The organism is Pseudomonas fluvialis (assembly GCF_002234375.1).
GTDB classification, from domain to species: domain Bacteria; phylum Pseudomonadota; class Gammaproteobacteria; order Pseudomonadales; family Pseudomonadaceae; genus Aquipseudomonas; species Aquipseudomonas fluvialis.
Map to the genome: position 1 here is coordinate 15013 of NZ_NMQV01000018.1, position 17682 is coordinate 32694.

19 protein-coding genes and 1 tRNA gene are annotated in these 17682 nt (G+C 64.0%); 13 read left to right on the forward strand and 7 right to left on the reverse strand.

The annotated features are described in order from the left end of the window. Positions 1 to 111: 111 nt before the first annotated feature. The gene (locus CFY91_RS09830) at positions 112 to 1080 is read right to left on the reverse strand and encodes a GlxA family transcriptional regulator (protein WP_093986180.1); all 969 of its coding nucleotides are present in this window, start codon (positions 1078 to 1080) and stop codon (positions 112 to 114) included. 117 nt (positions 1081 to 1197) lie between these two features. Here CFY91_RS09830 and CFY91_RS09835 point away from each other — a divergent pair, with 117 nt between their 5' ends. After that, a complete protein-coding gene (locus CFY91_RS09835; RefSeq protein WP_093986181.1) occupies positions 1198 to 1581 on the forward strand; it encodes a PaaI family thioesterase in 384 nt (127 codons plus the stop codon). 14 nt (positions 1582 to 1595) lie between these two features. Further along, a complete protein-coding gene (locus tag CFY91_RS09840) occupies positions 1596 to 2399 on the forward strand; it encodes an alpha/beta fold hydrolase (RefSeq protein ID WP_093986182.1) in 804 nt (267 codons plus the stop codon). A gap of 69 nt (positions 2400 to 2468) precedes the next feature. On the opposite strand, the gene CFY91_RS09845 is transcribed toward CFY91_RS09840, so the two are convergent. Further along, on the reverse strand, positions 2469 to 2909 hold the full coding sequence (locus CFY91_RS09845) for a hotdog fold domain-containing protein (protein WP_093986183.1): 441 nt from the start codon (positions 2907 to 2909) through the stop codon (positions 2469 to 2471). 150 nt (positions 2910 to 3059) lie between these two features. Here CFY91_RS09845 and CFY91_RS09850 point away from each other — a divergent pair, with 150 nt between their 5' ends. Next, on the forward strand, positions 3060 to 3680 hold the full coding sequence (locus CFY91_RS09850; RefSeq protein ID WP_093986184.1) for a TetR/AcrR family transcriptional regulator: 621 nt from the start codon (positions 3060 to 3062) through the stop codon (positions 3678 to 3680). Positions 3681 to 3888: 208 nt separating this feature from the next. Here CFY91_RS09850 and CFY91_RS09855 read toward each other — a convergent pair. Next, positions 3889 to 3965 (reverse strand) — tRNA-Arg (locus tag CFY91_RS09855). Positions 3966 to 4094: 129 nt separating this feature from the next. Here CFY91_RS09855 and CFY91_RS09860 point away from each other — a divergent pair. Next, positions 4095 to 4544, forward strand: coding sequence for a DUF2147 domain-containing protein (locus CFY91_RS09860; RefSeq protein WP_093986185.1), 450 nt, complete (start codon positions 4095 to 4097; stop codon positions 4542 to 4544). 17 nt (positions 4545 to 4561) lie between these two features. Then, positions 4562 to 5254, forward strand: a complete 693-nt coding sequence (locus tag CFY91_RS09865) for a cytochrome b/b6 domain-containing protein (protein ID WP_093986186.1) — start codon at positions 4562 to 4564, stop codon at positions 5252 to 5254. 35 nt (positions 5255 to 5289) lie between these two features. On the opposite strand, the gene CFY91_RS09870 is transcribed toward CFY91_RS09865, so the two are convergent. Further along, positions 5290 to 5745 carry a c-type cytochrome gene (locus CFY91_RS09870; RefSeq protein WP_371870536.1) on the reverse strand — a complete coding sequence of 152 codons (456 nt, stop codon included), beginning with the start codon at positions 5743 to 5745 and terminating at the stop codon, positions 5290 to 5292. 271 nt (positions 5746 to 6016) lie between these two features. On the opposite strand from CFY91_RS09870, the gene gabD reads away from it, so the two are divergent. Both gabD and gabT read left to right on the forward strand, forming a co-directional pair. Next, a complete protein-coding gene (gabD, locus tag CFY91_RS09875) occupies positions 6017 to 7468 on the forward strand; it encodes an NADP-dependent succinate-semialdehyde dehydrogenase (protein ID WP_093986187.1) in 1452 nt (483 codons plus the stop codon). 344 nt (positions 7469 to 7812) lie between these two features. After that, positions 7813 to 9090: a 4-aminobutyrate--2-oxoglutarate transaminase gene (gene gabT, locus CFY91_RS09880; RefSeq protein ID WP_093986188.1), complete on the forward strand. Its 1278-nt coding sequence runs from the start codon at positions 7813 to 7815 to the stop codon at positions 9088 to 9090. A 66-nt stretch (positions 9091 to 9156) separates the two neighbouring features. Here gabT and rpiA read toward each other — a convergent pair whose 3' ends face one another. Then, a complete protein-coding gene (rpiA, locus tag CFY91_RS09885; protein WP_093986189.1) occupies positions 9157 to 9828 on the reverse strand; it encodes a ribose-5-phosphate isomerase RpiA in 672 nt (223 codons plus the stop codon). 63 nt (positions 9829 to 9891) lie between these two features. Here rpiA and ilvA point away from each other — a divergent pair, with 63 nt between their 5' ends. Together ilvA and CFY91_RS09895 are read left to right on the forward strand one after the other, a co-directional pair. Further along, on the forward strand, positions 9892 to 11481 hold the full coding sequence (ilvA, locus tag CFY91_RS09890) for a threonine ammonia-lyase, biosynthetic (RefSeq protein ID WP_371870535.1): 1590 nt from the start codon (positions 9892 to 9894) through the stop codon (positions 11479 to 11481). Between the two features lie 4 nt (positions 11482 to 11485). Continuing rightward, positions 11486 to 11926: a DUF2269 family protein gene (locus tag CFY91_RS09895; RefSeq protein WP_093986191.1), complete on the forward strand. Its 441-nt coding sequence runs from the start codon at positions 11486 to 11488 to the stop codon at positions 11924 to 11926. Between the two features lie 19 nt (positions 11927 to 11945). Here CFY91_RS09895 and CFY91_RS09900 read toward each other — a convergent pair whose 3' ends face one another. Continuing rightward, positions 11946 to 12602 (reverse strand): histidinol-phosphatase, encoded by a 657-nt coding sequence (locus CFY91_RS09900; RefSeq protein ID WP_093986192.1) that lies wholly within the window; start codon positions 12600 to 12602, stop codon positions 11946 to 11948. Positions 12603 to 12741: 139 nt separating this feature from the next. On the opposite strand from CFY91_RS09900, the gene CFY91_RS09905 reads away from it, so the two are divergent. Together CFY91_RS09905 and ptsP are read left to right on the forward strand one after the other, a co-directional pair. Next, a complete protein-coding gene (locus CFY91_RS09905; protein WP_093986193.1) occupies positions 12742 to 13221 on the forward strand; it encodes an RNA pyrophosphohydrolase in 480 nt (159 codons plus the stop codon). Positions 13222 to 13239: 18 nt separating this feature from the next. After that, the gene (ptsP, locus tag CFY91_RS09910) at positions 13240 to 15519 is read left to right on the forward strand and encodes a phosphoenolpyruvate--protein phosphotransferase (RefSeq protein ID WP_093986194.1); all 2280 of its coding nucleotides are present in this window, start codon (positions 13240 to 13242) and stop codon (positions 15517 to 15519) included. Between the two features lie 7 nt (positions 15520 to 15526). Here the strand turns inward: ptsP and yrfG are convergent, their stop codons facing one another. Beyond that, on the reverse strand, positions 15527 to 16204 hold the full coding sequence (gene yrfG, locus CFY91_RS09915; RefSeq protein WP_093986195.1) for a GMP/IMP nucleotidase: 678 nt from the start codon (positions 16202 to 16204) through the stop codon (positions 15527 to 15529). 87 nt (positions 16205 to 16291) lie between these two features. Between yrfG and nudE the strand changes: the two genes are divergently transcribed. Continuing rightward, positions 16292 to 16858, forward strand: coding sequence for an ADP compounds hydrolase NudE (nudE, locus tag CFY91_RS09920; protein WP_093986196.1), 567 nt, complete (start codon positions 16292 to 16294; stop codon positions 16856 to 16858). Continuing rightward, entirely contained in the window at positions 16855 to 17676 is an 822-nt protein-coding gene (gene cysQ / locus CFY91_RS09925) for a 3'(2'),5'-bisphosphate nucleotidase CysQ (RefSeq protein WP_093986197.1), read from the forward strand. The genes nudE and cysQ overlap by 4 nt, the downstream gene beginning before the upstream one ends. Positions 17677 to 17682: the final 6 nt, after the last annotated feature.

Consider the following 17682-nt stretch of genomic DNA (forward strand, 5'->3'; position numbering starts at 1 on the left):
GTCTGTGGACAACTGCAATGGCGCGGATGTCACAGTCTGGGCTGTTTAGGCGACGTACGGGGGTGAGTGGCGGAGAAGCAGCCATTCAGGGGAGAACAGTAGGGTTAACTGCTAAGGCGTGAGTATTGACTCGCACTTTCGCCATTCTGCAGGCGTCTGTCCTACGTGGGTTTTGAACAGTCGCACGAAGAAACTTGCGTTTTCATAGCCCACTTCATAAGCAATGGCCTTGACCGACAGATTGCTCGCCAGAAGCAGCTTCTTGGCTTTGTCGATTCGCACTTTTTGCACATAGAGGTTGGGGGAAAGCCGAGTGGCCTGCTGGAAGCGGCGTTTCAGTGTGCGCTCAGCCAGCCCCACTTCATGCCCCATGCGCTCGATGGTGATGGCTTCGGCATGATGCGATTCGATCCAGTCCTGCAGCCTGAGAATCGCTTCGTCACAGTGATTGCGATGGCCGGGAAGAATGGGGTTGAGACGTTCGGGCGCCGAGACCAGCAGATGAGTGGCGCACAATTGTGCAAACTGATCACCACGCTCCTGGGCCAGGATCTCCAGCAGGGCATCGAAACCACCGTTCAGTGTCCCCGTGCTCCAGATATCGCCAGCCTGCAGGAAGGACTGCTGGGGGATAAATTGGCAGGCGGGGTAGCACTTCTTCAGCTGCCGTACATAAGCCCAGTGCGTAGCCAGCAGCCGATTTTCGGCAAGACCTGCCGCTGCCACAAAGCAAACTCCGGTGGTCATTGCCAGCAGGCGGGCTCCGCCCCGTTGGCGAGCGGTAAGCCAGGCCAGCACATTAGGCTCGGGAGTAAAGCCCGCAGCAAGGCGTACCCCCTCAACCGGGGGAATGATCAGCAGATCGTAGTCGTCCGCATCGCTTATGGCGGCATCGGGCTGGATCATGTGGCCACTGGCCGCACAAACCTCCGCACCGTCCGAGGAAAGCACTTTGACCGCATAGGTTTGTGCCAGGCCCAGATGCTGCTCAAGCAAGGCGACGATGCGGAAAAAATCCGTTGCAGAGAATACCCCCATGCCCCAACAGCCTTCGTAGGACAGAATTGCAACCTTCTTCATGAGCGATATGGCCTGATCAGACTATCGATAATCCCTTTAGAACCCTGCTTTCGTTCTAACTCAAGAATACGCTGACTGACGTTCTTTTACAGATACCGCCAGGCGGTGGGAGGCAAGATGCAAGCAGGTAGTACTGGCGCTCCGGATCACTTTGCCGAGCTTCTCGGGATCGAGTCGTTGCACAGCAGCTTCGAGCAGTCGGCGTGTCGGCTGCACATCGGAGAACAGCATCGCAATGCACTGGGCGGTATCCACGGCGGGCTGATCTTCTCCTTGGCTGATATCGCCTTTGCTGCGGCCTGCAATGCTGGTGCTGCGGTGTATATCGGTCTGCAGGCCGAGGTTCGCTATATGAGTAGAGCAGAGGGGGATGTACTGACCGCCACCGCTACCCTGATGGGAGGCTCAAGAAAAATCGCCCATTACCAAGTATTGGTGACGGACAGTCGGAGCACCCGTATTGCCCTGTTCAGCGCCTCGGCATATCGCCTTAGCGAGTAGTGGAGCGCTATTCCATGCAGCATATATCCACCTGCCAGCACTGGATCGACACTGAGCACGGACAGCTCTTTGCCCAAAGCTGGACTCCATCTGAGGCGTGTGGCGCTCCTATCGTGCTGTTGCACGACTCGCTGGGCTGCGTGGCCTTGTGGCGGGACTTCCCTGCTCGCCTGGCGCAGGCCAGTGGGCGCCGTGTGATCGCTTACGACCGCCTGGGCTTTGGACGCTCTACCGCCTACTCGGGCAAGCTGCCGCCAAGCTTTATCGAGGATGAGGCTCATGGCAGTTTTCGCGCCCTTTGCCAACAACTTGGCCTGAGCCGGTTCGTGTTGCTCGGTCATAGCGTCGGTGGCGGCATGGCAGTTAGCTGTGCGGCTGCTTATGCAGAGGCCTGCCGGGGACTAATCACCGAATCTGCGCAAGCCTTCGTGGACACCGCGACGCTGGATGGGATTCGTATCGCAGAGCGGCAATTCGCAATGCCTGGGCAGTTGGAGCGATTACAGCGCTATCACGCCGAAAAAGCAGAGTGGGTGCTGCACGCCTGGATCGACACCTGGTTGTCGGACGCCTTTCGCCAGTGGAGCCTGGACGAGCAACTGGCCAAGGTCGAGTGCCCACTGCTTGCCCTGCATGGCGATCATGACGAGTACGGTTCGCGGCTCCATCCCGAGCGCATCTGTGCTTTGGCATCTGGCCCCAGTGACCTGCAGATTCTGCTGGATTGCGGGCACGTGCCCCACCGCGAACACCCAGAAACAGTGCTGGCAGCCATCACTAGATTTCTCGCTCAATTAGATAATGCGGCGTTCACTTGAGCCTTACACATCGATTCGATGTAAATTTAAATAACCAGCCGCTAGCAAAGCGGCTGGCCGGCCAGCTGCTTAGCCAAGCTTTACGTTCATGGTGATGCGCGCGGTAAAAACCTTCACGCCAGCCTCATCGAAAATCTCGACCGGAACCACCTTATCGCCCGCCGACTCCCAGTCGACGTCACTGCCGTCCGCGATTGCATGAACGGAGGTCTTGGCTTTAGCCAGATACTCGACGGTCATGCCTTTCGGAATCCATTTTGCGCCGCCAGGGATGGATACCTCGGTCATCATGCCGCCGGCGAGTTCAGCCGCGTTGCACAGTGCGATAGCGTGGACGGAGGCGAGATGGTTGGTGATTTCTTTGCGGAAAGGCACTTTCACTTCAGCGCGACCGGGAGTCAGCACGGAAATTTCCGGGGTAATGGTGGCGAAGTAAGGGGCCATTTGGCAGGCCATGTTGCTGAAAGCGGAAGCGCCAACGCTTTGGTACATGCCGAGAGTCTGGCTCATGAAGGGTGACCTCTGATCTGGTGAACGGTAGGGTAAAAAAACAGAACCGAATTCTGTTCTAGAACAATATTCTTGTTTCGGGGCGCCGTCAACGACTCGTACGGGCTCTCCGTTTCACTTACCATCGCGTTTTTCTAGCCGGACTGAAGAATGGAACCTGCTGATCTCCTTGAGCGCTGCTACCCCGGGCGTCGTGCCGAGTCCAAGCGGCAGATTCTTCGTTGCGCCTTGCGGCTGTTCAACGAGTACGGAATCGATGCAACCACCATCGATATCATCCGCGCTGAGAGCGAGACGAGTGTCGGATCGATCTATCACCATTTTGGAAACAAGGAAGGCGTGATAGCGGCGCTCTACATGGCGGCGCTGGACGACCAAGCACGCCTGCGAGACGGCTACGTAAGCGGCGTAAGTTCGACCCGAGAGTGGGTCTGTGCGTTGGTCTTTAGCTATGTGGATTGGGTCGTTGGCCAGCCAGACTGGGCGCGCTTTCAATACCAGGCCCGCTACGCAGTCGCGCAAAGTGCCTTCAGTGATCAGCTCAAGGAAGCCAATCGCGTCAGGAATGCTCAGATGAGAGATTGGTTCAGCGACCCAGCCCACCAGCGTGACCTGAAGGATCTGCCGCGCGAGCTCATACCCTCGCTGATTATCGGGCCGGCTGAGAGTTACTGCCGTGCATGGTTCTCCGGTCGTGTCAAGCAAAGCCCAGATATCCACAGACAATTGCTCGCAGAGTCTGCGTGGCTGAATGTTGGGAATGGCGATTGAGCGCGCGCTCCGCTTACGCCGGTAAACAGCCTCATCTCGTTTAGCAGCGTCTGGTTCTTGCTGGTTGAAGCCGCCCCGCTATCACCCAACCCAAATCGAGTACAGCGTTGTTCGGACGCCGGCAGACGTTTGTGGGAGTTTTTCGGGGAATCATCGATTCAGGGGGCGAATCGTTCAGCCTGGAGAAGGCGGGTAATGCAGAGAAAGATGGCGCATCCGGCGGGATTCGAACCCACGACCCCTGCCTTCGGAGGGCAGTACTCTATCCAGCTGAGCTACGGATGCGTTGCGCGGGCGAATCATACGCATCTTGCCGGGGCGCGTCCATGCCGGGTGGGCAGGTGGTTTCGTTGCGGCAGGGCCTGCAGTAGAGTGCCGGCCCCCGGCCGTGGGGCCGTTTGTGCTGAGGAGCTGATGATGCAGTGGCGTGTAGTGGCAGGTCTGGCGTTGACCCTGGTAGTGGCAACGGTGCAGGCCGGGCCTTCGCCGCAGGGACGCTGGCAGACCATCGATGACGAGACCGGCAAGGCCAAGTCGGTGGTGGAGTTGCAGGTTTCCGGCGAAGGTCAGCTGAGCGGGCGGGTGGTGGAACTGCTCAATCATTCGGGACAGGACAATCCGTTGTGCGAGGCCTGTGAGGGTGAGCGCCATGCCCAGCCGATCAAGGGCATGACCATCCTCTGGGGGCTGCGTGCCGACGAGGATGGCCGCTGGGTGGGCGGCCAGGTGCTCGACCCGGCCAAGGGCGAGGTCTACAAGGCCAAGGTCAGCCTGGATGAGGATGGCCAGCAGTTGCACCTGCGTGGTTTCATCGGTATCGAGGCGCTTGGGCGTACGCAAACCTGGCGTCGTTTGGCACCGTGAGCGAAGGGAGGTGGGCGATGCAGGACAGTTTCAGACTCTGGGATTGGCCGCTGCGGCTGTTTCACTGGTTGCTGGCCGGCAGTGTCACGGCGGCGTTGCTGACTGGCTGGCTGGGCGGCAGCCTGATGCCCTGGCATGCCCGCCTGGGTTCGCTGGTGCTCGGTTTGCTGGTGTTCCGTCTGGTCTGGGGGCTGTGTGGCTCCACCTATGCGCGCTGGGGCTACATCCTGCGTAGCCTGGCGGGTCTCCCGCGCTACCTGCGTGGCCAGTGGCAGGCGGCCGGGCATAATCCGCTGGGCGTGTTGTCGGTGCTGGCGATGCTCGGGCTGTTGTTCGCGCAGGTGCTGAGCGGGTTACTGGCGACGGACGACATTGCCACCCACGGGCCCTTGCAGCCGTTGGTCAGCGCGGCGACCAGTGACTGGCTGAGTGGCCTGCATCGCCAGGGCAAGTGGTGGTTGCTGGCGCTGATCGGCCTGCATGTGACGGCGATTGGCTTTTACGCGTTGCGCGGCAAGCCGCTATGGCGGGCCATGCTTAGTGGTCGGGCGCGGCGCGAGCATGCGCAGCAAGCGGATGCGCGGGGCGGCCGGTGGCCTGTGGCATTGCTGGCGCTGCTACTGGCCGTCGCGGTGGTTTGGGCGGTAGAGCGTCTGCCGGCGCACTTCATGCCAGCGCCGGCCGCTGCAGCACCGGCGCTGGCCTGGTAGCGTGCAGGCGGCCGGGCAGGCCGCCTGCAGGGGGCTTAGTCGGCGCGGAACTTGTCGTGGCAGGACTTGCAGGAGCCGCCCACGTCGCCAAAGGCTTTCTTGATCGCCGCCTGGTCGTTGCCGGCGGCTACGCTGGCCAGTTGGTTGGCATGCTTGACGAACTCACCGCCGATGCGCCCGGCTTCTTCGAGGTTGTCGAAGAATTCCGGCTTAAGGCGGGTCTGCTTGCCCAGTTGCGCGCTGGTGGTGTCTGGGCTGTACAGCGCGCCCATGCCGGAGTTGGCAATGGCGGCGATGGCATTGGCGGCGGCGGCGACCTTGGCCTGGTCGTAGGGTTCCTTGCCGTCGATGACCTGGGCCTTGATCTTGCCCATGTTCCAGGCCATGAACTGGTAGCCAGCCTGGCGGATTTCCACCTGTTCTTCGGGCTTGAGCTGGGCCTGGGCTGCGGTGCTGGCCAGCACCGCGCCGGCGAGGGCGCTGATCATCATTGCTTTCACGGTATGACTCCTTCATTTGAATAGCGGCGGCTTGTGGCCGCGGGCAAGACTATACCCTGCCGGGTACGTGTTTGCCGCACATGTGTGTCAAGGCATTGCCGGGTGTGTGTGCGGGAATCGCCTAACAATTCGTTGTTTTTTTCGAACAGCCTCTTGCCCTTGGGCGGAGTCAGTCCTAGGATGCGTTTGACATTTCAAACGGCCTGCTGGCCCATAAGAACAACAGCGTCACGACCGCCACGGGCGGCTCCGAGGAGATCCCATGCACCTGAACAACCCGCAGCTGTTCCGCCAGCAGGCCTATATCGATGGGCAGTGGCTGGACGCCGACAGTGGCCAGAGCATCGCCGTGAACAACCCGGCGACCGGCGAAATCCTCGGCAGTGTGCCGAAGATGGGCCGCGCCGAGACCCGCCGTGCCATCGAAGCCGCCGAGCGCGCCTTGCCGGCCTGGCGTGCGCTGACCGCCAAGGAGCGTGCCGGCAAGCTGCGCAAGTGGTTCGAGCTGATCATGGCCAATCAGGACGACCTGGGCCGCCTGATGACCCTGGAGCAGGGCAAGCCGCTGGCCGAGGCCAAGGGCGAGATCGCCTACGCCGCCTCCTTCATCGAGTGGTTTGCCGAGGAAGCCAAGCGCATCTACGGCGACACCATCCCCGGTCATCAACCGGACAAGCGCATCATCGTGATCAAGCAGCCGATCGGCGTGACCGCGGCGATTACCCCGTGGAATTTTCCGGCGGCGATGATCACCCGCAAGGCCGGCCCGGCGCTGGCTGCCGGCTGCACCATGGTGCTCAAGCCCGCTTCGCAGACGCCGTTTTCCGCGCTGGCGCTGGCCGAGTTGGCCGCCCAGGCGGGTATTCCGGCTGGGGTGTTCAGCGTGGTCACCGGTAGTGCCGGCGAAGTCGGTGGCGAGCTGACCAGCAATCCGATCGTGCGCAAGCTGAGCTTCACCGGCTCCACCGAGATCGGCCGCCAGCTGATGGCCGAATGCGCCCACGACATCAAGAAGGTGTCCCTGGAGCTGGGCGGCAACGCGCCGTTCATCGTCTTCGATGACGCCGACCTGGATGCCGCCGTGGAAGGCGCGCTGATCTCCAAATACCGCAACAACGGGCAGACCTGCGTGTGTGCCAACCGCCTGTACGTACAGGACGGCGTGTACGAGGCCTTCGTCGACAAGCTGAAGGCCGCCGTGGCCAAGCTGAAGATCGGCAACGGCCTGGAAGACGGCACCACCACCGGCCCGCTGATCGACAGCAAGGCGGTGGCCAAGGTCGAGGAGCATATCGCCGACGCCCTGGGCAAGGGCGCCAAGCTGGCCCTCGGTGGCCAGCCGCACGCCCTGGGTGGCAGCTTCTTCGAGCCGACCATCCTGGTCGACGTGCCGCACAATGCGGCGGTAGCCAGGGAAGAAACCTTCGGCCCGCTGGCGCCGGTGTTCCGTTTCAAGGACGAGGCCGAGGTGATCCGCCTGTCCAACGACACCGAGTTCGGCCTGGCCTCGTACTTCTATGCTCGCGACCTGGGCCGCGTGTTCCGCGTCGCCGAGGCGCTGGAGTACGGCATGGTCGGCATCAACACCGGACTGATTTCCACCGAAGTGGCACCGTTTGGCGGGGTAAAAGCCTCCGGGCTGGGCCGCGAGGGCTCCAAGTACGGCATCGAGGACTATCTCGAAATCAAATACCTGTGCCTGGGCGGCGTGTGAAACCGATCCATGGCCTGCTGCGCGTAGGCCAGCCTGCGTTGGAGGCGGCCTCGGGATGCTCATTTACAGCTCGTAAACTGCGCTCCCTCGGCCACCTCCGCCTTGCCTGGCTCTAGCTCGCGAGGCTATGAATCAGTTTCAAGCTTTCCAGTTATGAATCCGTGGGTGTCGGGTGGCAGGCAGGAGCTGTAGTCACCCGGCGTCGGCGTTTCCGGTGGTGGCACCGGCTAACCCAGCCGACGGCCAGCGGGCAGGCGACAGTTCGATCATCGTTAGCTGTCTGCTCTGCCCAGCCCCGTCATCATCCTTGGACCGAGCCGTCCGTTACGGCTTATGAGGACACCATGAGCAAGAACGAATCTCTCCTGCAGCGTCGCCAGGCCGCCGTGGCCCGTGGCGTCAGCCAGATCCACCCGATCGTCGCCGAGCGCGCCGAGAACGCCACCGTGTGGGACGTCGACGGCCGCGAGTACATCGACTTCGCCGGCGGTATCGCCGTGCTGAACACCGGCCACCTGCATCCAAAGGTGATCGCCGCCGTGCAGGAGCAGCTGAGCAAGCTGACCCACACCTGCTTCCAGGTGCTGGCCTACGAGCCCTACATCGCCCTCTGTGAAGCCATCGCCAAGCGCGTACCGGGTGATTTCGCCAAGAAAACCCTGCTGGTCACCTCCGGCTCGGAAGCAGTGGAGAACGCCGTGAAGATCGCCCGCGCCGCCACCGGCCGCGCCGGGGTGATCGCCTTCACCGGCGCCTACCACGGCCGCACGATGATGACCCTGAGCCTGACTGGCAAGGTCGTGCCGTACTCCGCCGGTATGGGCCTGATGCCCGGCGGCGTGTTCCGCGCCCTGGCGCCGTGCCCGCTGCACGGCATCAGCGAGGATGACGCGATTGCCAGCATCGAGCGCATCTTCAAGAACGATGCGCAGCCGCGCGACATCGCCGCGATCATCATCGAGCCGGTGCAGGGCGAGGGCGGCTTCTACGTCAACTCGCCGGCCTTCATGCAGCGCCTGCGCGCGCTGTGCGACGAGCACGGCATCCTGTTGATCGCCGACGAAGTACAGACCGGCGCCGGGCGTACCGGCACCTTCTTCGCCTGCGAGCAGCTGGGCATCGTCCCGGACCTGACTACCTTTGCCAAATCGGTGGGCGGCGGCTTCCCGATCTCCGGCGTGTGCGGCAAAGCCGAGATCATGGACGTGATCGCCCCTGGCGGCCTGGGCGGCACCTACGCCGGCAGCCCGATCGCCTGCGCCGCGGCGCTGGCCGTGATGGAAGTGTTCGAGGAAGAGAAGCTGCTGGAGCGCTCGCAGGCGGTGGGCGAGAAGCTCAAGGCCGACCTGAATGCCATCGCCGCCAAGCACAAGGTGATCGGTGACGTGCGTGGCCTGGGTTCGATGGTGGCCATCGAGCTGTTCGAGGGAGGCGACCACAGCAAACCGGCCGCCGAGCTGGTGGGCAAGATCGTCGCGCGTGCCCGTGACAAGGGGCTGCTCCTGCTGTCCTGCGGCACCTACTACAACGTCATCCGTTTCCTCATGCCGCTGACCATTCCCGACGCGCAGCTGGAGCGGGGCCTGGCCATCGTCGCCGAGTGCTTCGACGAACTGGCCTGAGGCGCGCTGTACTGTGCAGAGAACCCGCCATCCGGCGGGTTCTTGCTGTCAGCCCCTGGGGTCGGGTTAGCGGCTCAGCTGGCGGACACCCTGGCGGGTGCCGAGCAGCAGCAGGTCGGCGCGGCGCGCGGCGAACAGGCCGTTGCAGACCACCCCGACAATTGCGTTGATGTCGGCTTCCAGGCGCTGCGGGTCGACGATGGACAGGTTGTGCACGTCGAGGATCACGTTGCCGTTATCGGTCACCACGCCCTCGCGGTAGACCGGGTCGCCGCCCAGCCGCACCAGTTGCCGGGCCACATGGCTGCGCGCCATGGGGATCACCTCGACCGGCAGCGGAAACTGGCCGAGTACCGGCACCAGCTTGCTCTCGTCGGCAATGCAGATGAAGGTGCGCGCCACGGCGGCGACGATCTTCTCGCGGGTCAGTGCGGCGCCGCCGCCCTTGATTAGGTTGAGGCGCTCATCGCTTTCATCGGCGCCGTCGACATAGAACTCCAGCTCGCTGACGCTGTTCAGGTCATACACCGGGATGCCGTGTGCCTTGAGGCGGCTGGCGGTGGCTTCGGAGCTGGCGACCGCGCCGTCGAAGTCGAACTTGTGGCGGGCCAGGGCGTCGATGAAAAAGTTTGCCGTGGAGCCGGTGCCGACGCCGATCACGCTGTGCTTTTCCAGACGCGGGCGAATGTAGTCCATGGCCGCTTCGGCCACGGCTTGCTTGAGTTGATCCTGGGTCATGCGGCACCGTCGGGAATGAAGGAAACAGGCCGGCGATTATAGCTGCTGCACGGCGGAAAACCCCTGTTTCTCTGTGGTCGCGCGGTAAAACAGTGGGGTAGACTCGCCGGTTCACACGCCAGCCAAAGACCTGCCGCAATGCTTGAACAGTACGTGAAACACATCCTCACCTCGCGCGTCTACGATGTCGCGGTGGAAACCCCGCTGCAAGCGGCCCGCCAGCTCAGCGAGCGGCTGGGTAACCAGATTCTCCTCAAGCGCGAGGATCTGCAGCCGGTGTACTCGTTTAAGATTCGCGGCGCCTACAACAAGCTGGCCCAGCTCAGCGAAACCGAGCGGGCGCGTGGCGTGGTCACTGCCTCGGCCGGCAACCATGCCCAGGGCCTGGCGCTGGCCGCCAAGCACCTGGGCGTGAAGGCAACCATCGTCATGCCGCGTACCACGCCGGAACTCAAGGTACAGGGCGTGCGGGCGCGTGGCGGCAAGGTGGTGCTGCATGGCGATGCCTTCCCCGAGGCGCTGGCCCATTCGCTCAAGCTGGTCGAGGAGAAGGGCTACACCTACATCCACCCCTATGACGACCCGCTGGTGATCGCCGGCCAGGGCACCGTGGCCATGGAAATCCTCCGCCAGCAGCCGGGTCAGCTCGACGCCATTTTCGTGCCGGTGGGCGGCGGCGGGCTGATCGCCGGTATTGCTGCCTACGTCAAATACCTGCGCCCGGAGATCCGCGTGATCGGTGTCGAACCGGATGACTCCAACTGCCTGCAGGCCGCCATGGCCGCTGGCGAGCGCGTGGTGCTGCCGAGCGTCGGGCTGTTTGCCGACGGCGTGGCGGTGGCGCAGATTGGCCAGCACACCTTCGACGTCTGCAAACACTATGTGGATGAAGTGATCACCGTCAGCACCGACGAAATCTGCGCGGCGATCAAGGACATCTACGACGACACCCGCTCGATCACCGAGCCGGCCGGCGCGCTGTCGGTGGCCGGGATCAAGAAATATGTCGAAGAGCGCGGCGCGCATGGCCAGGTACTGGTAGGCATCGACTCGGGCGCCAACATCAACTTCGACCGCCTGCGCCATGTTGCCGAGCGCGCCGAACTGGGCGAGAAGCGCGAGGCGATCATCGCCGTGACCATTCCCGAGCAGCCGGGCAGCTTCAAGACGTTCTGCGAGGCGATCGGCAAGCGGCAGATCACCGAGTTCAACTACCGTTACCACACCGACGGCGAGGCGCACATCTTCGTCGGCGTACAGACCCACCCGGAAAACGACCCGCGTGCCGCGCTGGTGCAAGGGCTGCGTGACAAGGGCTTCCCGGTGCTCGACCTGACCGACAACGAACTGGCCAAGCTGCATATCCGTCACATGGTCGGCGGCCATGCGGCGGCGGTGCCTGATGAATGCGTGTTCCGCTTCGAGTTCCCCGAGCGGCCGGGCGCGCTGTTCAACTTCCTCAACAAGCTCGGCGGTCGCTGGAACATCTCGATGTTCCACTACCGCAACCACGGTGCCGCCGATGGCCGCGTGCTGGCGGCCCTGCAGGTGCCGCACGAGGAGCGCCAGCTGATTCCGGCGGCCCTGGATGCCATCGGCTACCCCTATTGGGATGAAAGCGACAACCCTGCCTATTCACTGTTCCTGGGATAACCATATGAATGCCTACCTGCTGCTGAAAATCAGCCACAGCCTGCCTGCCGTACTCCTGCTGCTTGGCGTGCTGGCGCATACCTTCATGCTGTTCAAGGCGCAGCGCAGCGGCGACGTCGCCGTGCTGCAACGCAAGCTGCGGGTGACCCGCCGCTACAGCCTGCCGGCGCTGTTCGTGCTGGCGCTGAGCTTGCCGGTGAGCGGCTGGCTGCTGGTTGACTACGCGGGCTGGCCGCTGAGCCAGCTGTGGCTGCTGCTGAGTACCGCGCTGTATGGCCTGCTGCTGCTGTTCGGGCTGTTGCTGGCCGGTCGCCTGGCCGCCTGGCAGAACCTGTCGGGCAGCCCGGCGGCGGATCGCCCGCGCCTGCTCTGTACGCTGTACGCGCTGGGCAGCCTGCTGCTGTTGCTGGCGATTTCCGCGCTGATGGGCGCCAAGCCGATGTAAGCAGGCGCCGGGCGGGTGTTCAGCGCAGGCTGAGCACCGGCCAGCCGCGCGCCTCGGCGGTGGCGCGCAGCACCTCGTCGGGGTCGACGGCTACCGGATGGCTGACCGCCTCGAGCAGCGGCAGGTCGTTGCGCGAGTCGCTGTAGAAGTAACTGTCCTCCAGGCTGTGCCCGGTTTCCGCCAGCCACTGCTGCAGGCGCAGCACCTTGCCGTGCTGGTAGCAGGGCGTGCCGGTGATCTGTCCGCTATAGCGGCCGTCCTGCATGCCGCACTCGGTGGCAATCAGCGTATCCACGCCGAGCCGTGCGGCGATCGGCGCGGTGACGAAACGGTTGGTCGCGGTGATGATCACCAGCAGGTCGCCGGCGGCGCGGTGCTGCGCCAGCAGGGCCTCGCCCTTGGGCAGAATCAGCGGTTCGATGACTTCCTGCATGAACTCGGCATGCCATTGCGCCAGCTGCGCCAGGCTGCTGCGGCCGAGAATCTCCTGGCTGAAATTCTGGTAGGCCACTACATCCAGTTGGCCGGCGCAGTAGTCGGCGTAGAAGGCATTGTTGCGTGCCTCGTAGGCCTGGGCGTCGACCAGGCCGCGACGGCAGACGAATTCGCCCCAGCTGTGGTCGCTGTCACCGGCCAGCAGGGTGTTGTCGAGATCGAAGAGGGCCAGACGGGGCATGTCGTGCGGTTTCCAGGTGGTCGTGGGCGCGCCAGAATAGCCGCTTTGCCTGGGCTTTCCCAGCCGCGCCAAGGCTGCGTTGCCGCTGTTGCCGGCTTTGTGGAACAATGCCGGCACATGCGTTTGCGAGGTGGTTCAAGTGATCGATTCCGATGGTTTTCGCCCCAATGTCGGCATCATCCTCGCCAATGATGTTGGCCAGGTGCTGTGGGCGCGGCGTATCAACCAGGATGCCTGGCAATTTCCCCAGGGCGGTATCAACGCCCAGGAGTGTCCGGAGCAGGCGCTGTTCCGCGAGCTCAACGAAGAAGTCGGCCTGACTCCTCAGGATGTGAAGATCCTCGCCTGTACGCGCGGCTGGCTGCGTTATCGTCTGCCCCAGCGCATGGTGCGTACGAACAGCCAGCCGCTGTGTATCGGCCAGAAACAGAAATGGTTTTTGCTGCGTCTGACCGGCGACGAGCAACGGGTGCGCATGGATGCCTCGGGCAAGCCCGAGTTCGATGGCTGGCGCTGGGTCAGCTATTGGTACCCGCTCAACCAGGTCGTCAATTTCAAGCGTGAGGTCTATCGGCGCGCCTTGAAGGAGTTGGCCCCGCGTCTGCTGGCGCGGGACTGAACACACAGGATATTCGGCATGCTCAATACGCTGCGCAAGATCGTCCAGGAAGTGAACGCCGCCAAGGATCTCAAGGCGGCCTTGACGATCATCGTGCAGCGCGTCAAGGAGACCATGGGCAGCCAGGTCTGCTCGGTCTACCTGCTTGACCCGGAGAGCAACCGCTTCGTGCTGATGGCCACCGACGGCCTCAACAAGCGGGCGATCGGCAAGGTCAGCATGAGCCCCAACGAGGGCCTGGTCGGCCTGGTCGGCAGCCGTGAAGAGCCGCTCAATCTGGAGCATGCCTCGGAACACCCCCGTTATCGCTACTTCGCCGAGACCGGCGAGGAGCGCTATGCCTCCTTCCTCGGCGCACCGATCATCCACCACCGTCGGGTGATGGGCGTGCTGGTGGTGCAGCAGAAGGAGCGACGCCAGTTCGACGAGGGCGAAGAAGCCTTCCTGGTGACCATGAGCGCACAGCTGGCCGGGGTTATCGCGCATGCCGAGGCGACCGGCACCATTCAGGGCCTGGGCAAGCAGGGCAAGGGTATTCAGGAGGCCAAGTTCGTTGGCGTGCCCGGTTCGCCCGGTGTGGCGGTGGGCCCGGCGCTGGTCATGCTGCCGCCGGCTGACCTCGACGTGGTGCCGGACAAGCGCATCGAGGATATCGAGGCCGAGCTGGCCAATTTCACCCAGGCCCTTGAAGCGGTCCGCGAGGACATGCGCACGCTGTCGGCCAAGCTGGCCACCCAGCTGCGCCCCGAGGAGCGCGCGCTGTTCGATGTGTACCTGATGATGCTCGACGATGCGGCCATCGGCCAGGAAGTCAGCCAGATCATCCGCCAGGGGCAGTGGGCACAAGGTGCGCTGCGCCAGGTGGTGGCCGAGCACGTCAAGGGCTTCGAGCTGATGGATGATGCCTACCTGCGCGAGCGGGCGTCGGACGTCAAGGACCTCGGCCGCCGGCTGCTCGCCTACCTGCAGCAGGCGCACAAGGAAAAACTCACCTACCCGGACAACACCATTCTGGTCAGCGAGGAGCTGACCCCGGCGATGCTCGGTGAAGTGCCGGAAGGCAAGCTGGCCGGCCTGGTCTCGGTGCTCGGCTCGGGCAACTCGCACGTGGCGATTCTCGCCCGCGCCATGGGTATTCCCACGGTCATGGGGGTGGTCGACCTGCCCTACGCCAAGGTCGACGGCATCCAGCTGATCGTCGATGGCTACCATGGCGAGGTGTTCACCAACCCGTCCGCCGAGCTGCGTCGTCAGTACGACGAGGTGGTCGAGGAAGAGCGCCAGCTGAACAAGGGCCTGGATGCCCTGCGCGAGCTGCCCTGCGAGACGCTGGATGGCCAGCGCATGCCGTTGTGGGTCAATACCGGGCTGCTCGCCGACATCACCCGTGCCCAGGAGCGCGGCGCCGAGGGCGTCGGCCTGTATCGCACGGAAGTGCCGTTCATGGCGCGTGAGCGTTTCCCCAGCGAGAAGGAGCAGCTGGCGATCTACCGCGAGCAGCTGCAGGCCTTCCACCCGCTGCCGGTGACCATGCGTACCCTGGATATCGGTGGCGACAAGGCGCTGCCGTATTTTCCGATCAAGGAAAGCAACCCCTTCCTCGGCTGGCGCGGCATCCGTATTACCCTCGACCACCCGGAAATCTTCCTGGTGCAGGTGCGCGCCATGCTCAAGGCCAGTGAGGGCCTGAACAACCTGCGCATCCTCTTGCCGATGATTTCCGGCGTGCAGGAGCTGGAAGAAGCTCTGCACCTGATTCACCGTGCCTGGGGCGAAGTGCGTGACGAGGGACTGGACGTGGTCATGCCGCCGGTCGGGGTGATGATCGAAGTGCCGGCGGCGGTCTATCAGATCCGCGATCTGGCGCGGCAGGCCGACTTCATCTCGGTGGGTTCCAACGACCTGACCCAGTACCTGCTGGCGGTTGACCGCAACAATGCACGGGTGGCCGATCTCTACGACTTCCTGCACCCGGCGGTGCTGCATGCGCTCAAGCTGGTGGTCGAAGGCAGCCATGCCGAAGGCAAGCCGGTGAGCATTTGCGGCGAAATGGCCGGCGACCCGGCGGCGGCCATGCTGCTGATGGCCATGGGTTTCGATTCACTGTCGATGAACGCCACCAACCTGCCCAAGGTCAAGTGGCTGCTGCGCCAGATCAGCCTGGGCAAGGCCCGCGAGCTGCTCGCCCAGGTGCTGCAGATCGACAACCCGCAGGTCATCCACAGCGCCCTGCACCTGGCCCTGCGCAACCTGGGCCTGGGCCGCATGATCAACCCGGCGGCCAACGTCCAGGCCTGAGTGGCGCTCAGGCGCTGCTCAGCAGTGCCTGACAGAGCAGCCGGTAATCCTCGATGGCGATGAACTCCTCGCTGGGCTTGGCGCCCAGGCGGCTGTCTGGATGGCTGATCGCGCGCAGGTGGGCGATGCCATAGCGCTGCGCGCTGCGCAGGATCGGCAGGCTGTCATCGATGAACAGGGTGCGTGCCGGGCTGAACGCGAAATCCTGCTGCAGGGCGAACCAGAACTGCTGGTCTTCCTTGGGGAAGCCGTAGTCGTGGGCGCTGATCAGCCGCTCGAACCAGGGTGCCAGCTCGACTTTCTCCAGCTTCAGCGACAGCGAGTCACGGTGGGCGTTGGTGATCAGCGCAACGCGCTTGCCAGCCTGGCGCAGTGCGGCGAGAAACGCCTGGGCGTGTGGGCGCAGCTGGATCAGGTGGGCGACTTCGCGCTTGAGCAGGGCCACGTCCAGGCCCAGTTCGGCGCTCCAGAAGTCCAGGCAATACCAGGTCAGCTGGCCGGCGTGCGCCTCGAACAGCGGCAGCAGCTCGGCCCGCGCCTGGGCCAGGCTGCACTGGTGATGCTCGGCATAGCGCTGCGGCAGGTGTTGCAGCCAGAAGTGGTTGTCGAAGTGCAGGTCGAGCAGGGTGCCGTCCATATCCAGCAGCACGGTGTCGATGGCGTTCCAGGGCAGGGTGTCGGACATGATGATTTCGTCGCGCAGGTGGGTCCGGGGGCACAGACAGGCTGGCCGGGCAGGGTATGATAACCGCCTGCCACAAGGAGTGCCGTGATGCGTGAGAAACCCACCGTGCTGGCCCGTGAGATCGTTGCCAGCAGCCGCCTGTTTCGTGTCGAAGAGCTGCAGCTGCGCTTCAGCAACGGCGTCGAGCGCACCTATGAGCGCCTGGCCAGCCGCGGCACCGGTTATAGCGCGGTGATGGTGGTGGCGATGCGCGACGACTGTCATGCGTTGCTGGTCGAGGAATATTGCGGCGGCACCGATGATTACCAGCTGTCCCTGCCCAAGGGGCTGGTGGAGCCCGGCGAAGATGTGCTGGCGGCGGCCAACCGCGAGCTCAAGGAAGAGGCCGGCTACGGCGCCCGCGAGCTGGAGTGGCTGGCCGAGTTGAGCCTGTCGCCGGGCTACATGAGCCAGAAGATCCAGGTGGTGCTGGCCCGTGACCTGTATGCCGAGCGCCTGCCGGGTGACGAGCCGGAGCCCATGCGGGTGGACCAGGTGCACCTGGGCGAGCTGGCACAACTTATCCACGATCCGCTGTTCAGCGAAGGGCGCGCCCTGGCGGCGCTGTATCTGGCGCGTGATCTGCTCATCCAGCGAGGCCTGTTCCGCCCATGAACGAGTTACCCCTGCAGGCGCTGATCGAACTGGTCCGTGCGGCCGGCCAGGCCATCCTGCCGTACTGGCGGCAACCGCTGGAAGTCAGCGAAAAAAGCGACAGCTCGCCGGTCACCGCCGCCGACCTGGCTGCACATGCCTGCCTGCGTGATGGTTTGCAGGCGCTGGGCCTGGGCATTCCGCTGCTCTCCGAGGAAGACGCGGAAATCCCCCTGGCCGAGCGCCTTGGCTGGTCACGCTGGTGGCTGGTCGATCCGCTCGACGGCACCAAGGAGTTCATTGCCGGCAGCGATGAGTTCACCGTCAACCTGGCGCTGATCGAAGGCGGCCAGGTGCACTTCGGCCTGGTGGGGATTCCAGCCAGTGGGCGTGTCTACTACGGCGGTGCCGGTTTCGGCGCCTGGCGCGTCGATCCCGGCCAGGCGGCCGAGCCGCTGGCGGTGCGCGATACCCCGGAGGAGGCCTTCGTGCTGGTGGCCAGTCGCCGGCACAGCAGCCCGGCGCAGGAGCGTCTGCTGGCCGGGCTGGGCCAGTGGTTCGCTGACCTGCAGCTGACCAGCGTGGGCAGTTCCCTGAAGTTCTGCCTGCTCGCCGAAGGCGCCGCCGACTGCTATCCGCGTCTGGCCCCCACCTCGCAGTGGGATACCGCGGCCGCGCAGGCGGTGCTGGAAGGGGCGGGTGGGCTGGTCCTCGACCTGCACGGCGAACCGTTGCGCTATCCGCCGCGTGCCGATTTCCTCAATCCGCACTTTCTCGCCCTGCCGCAGGCCGCGCCCTGGCGTAGCCAGCTGTTGCAGCTGGCGCGCAGCCTGGACTGAGCGGCT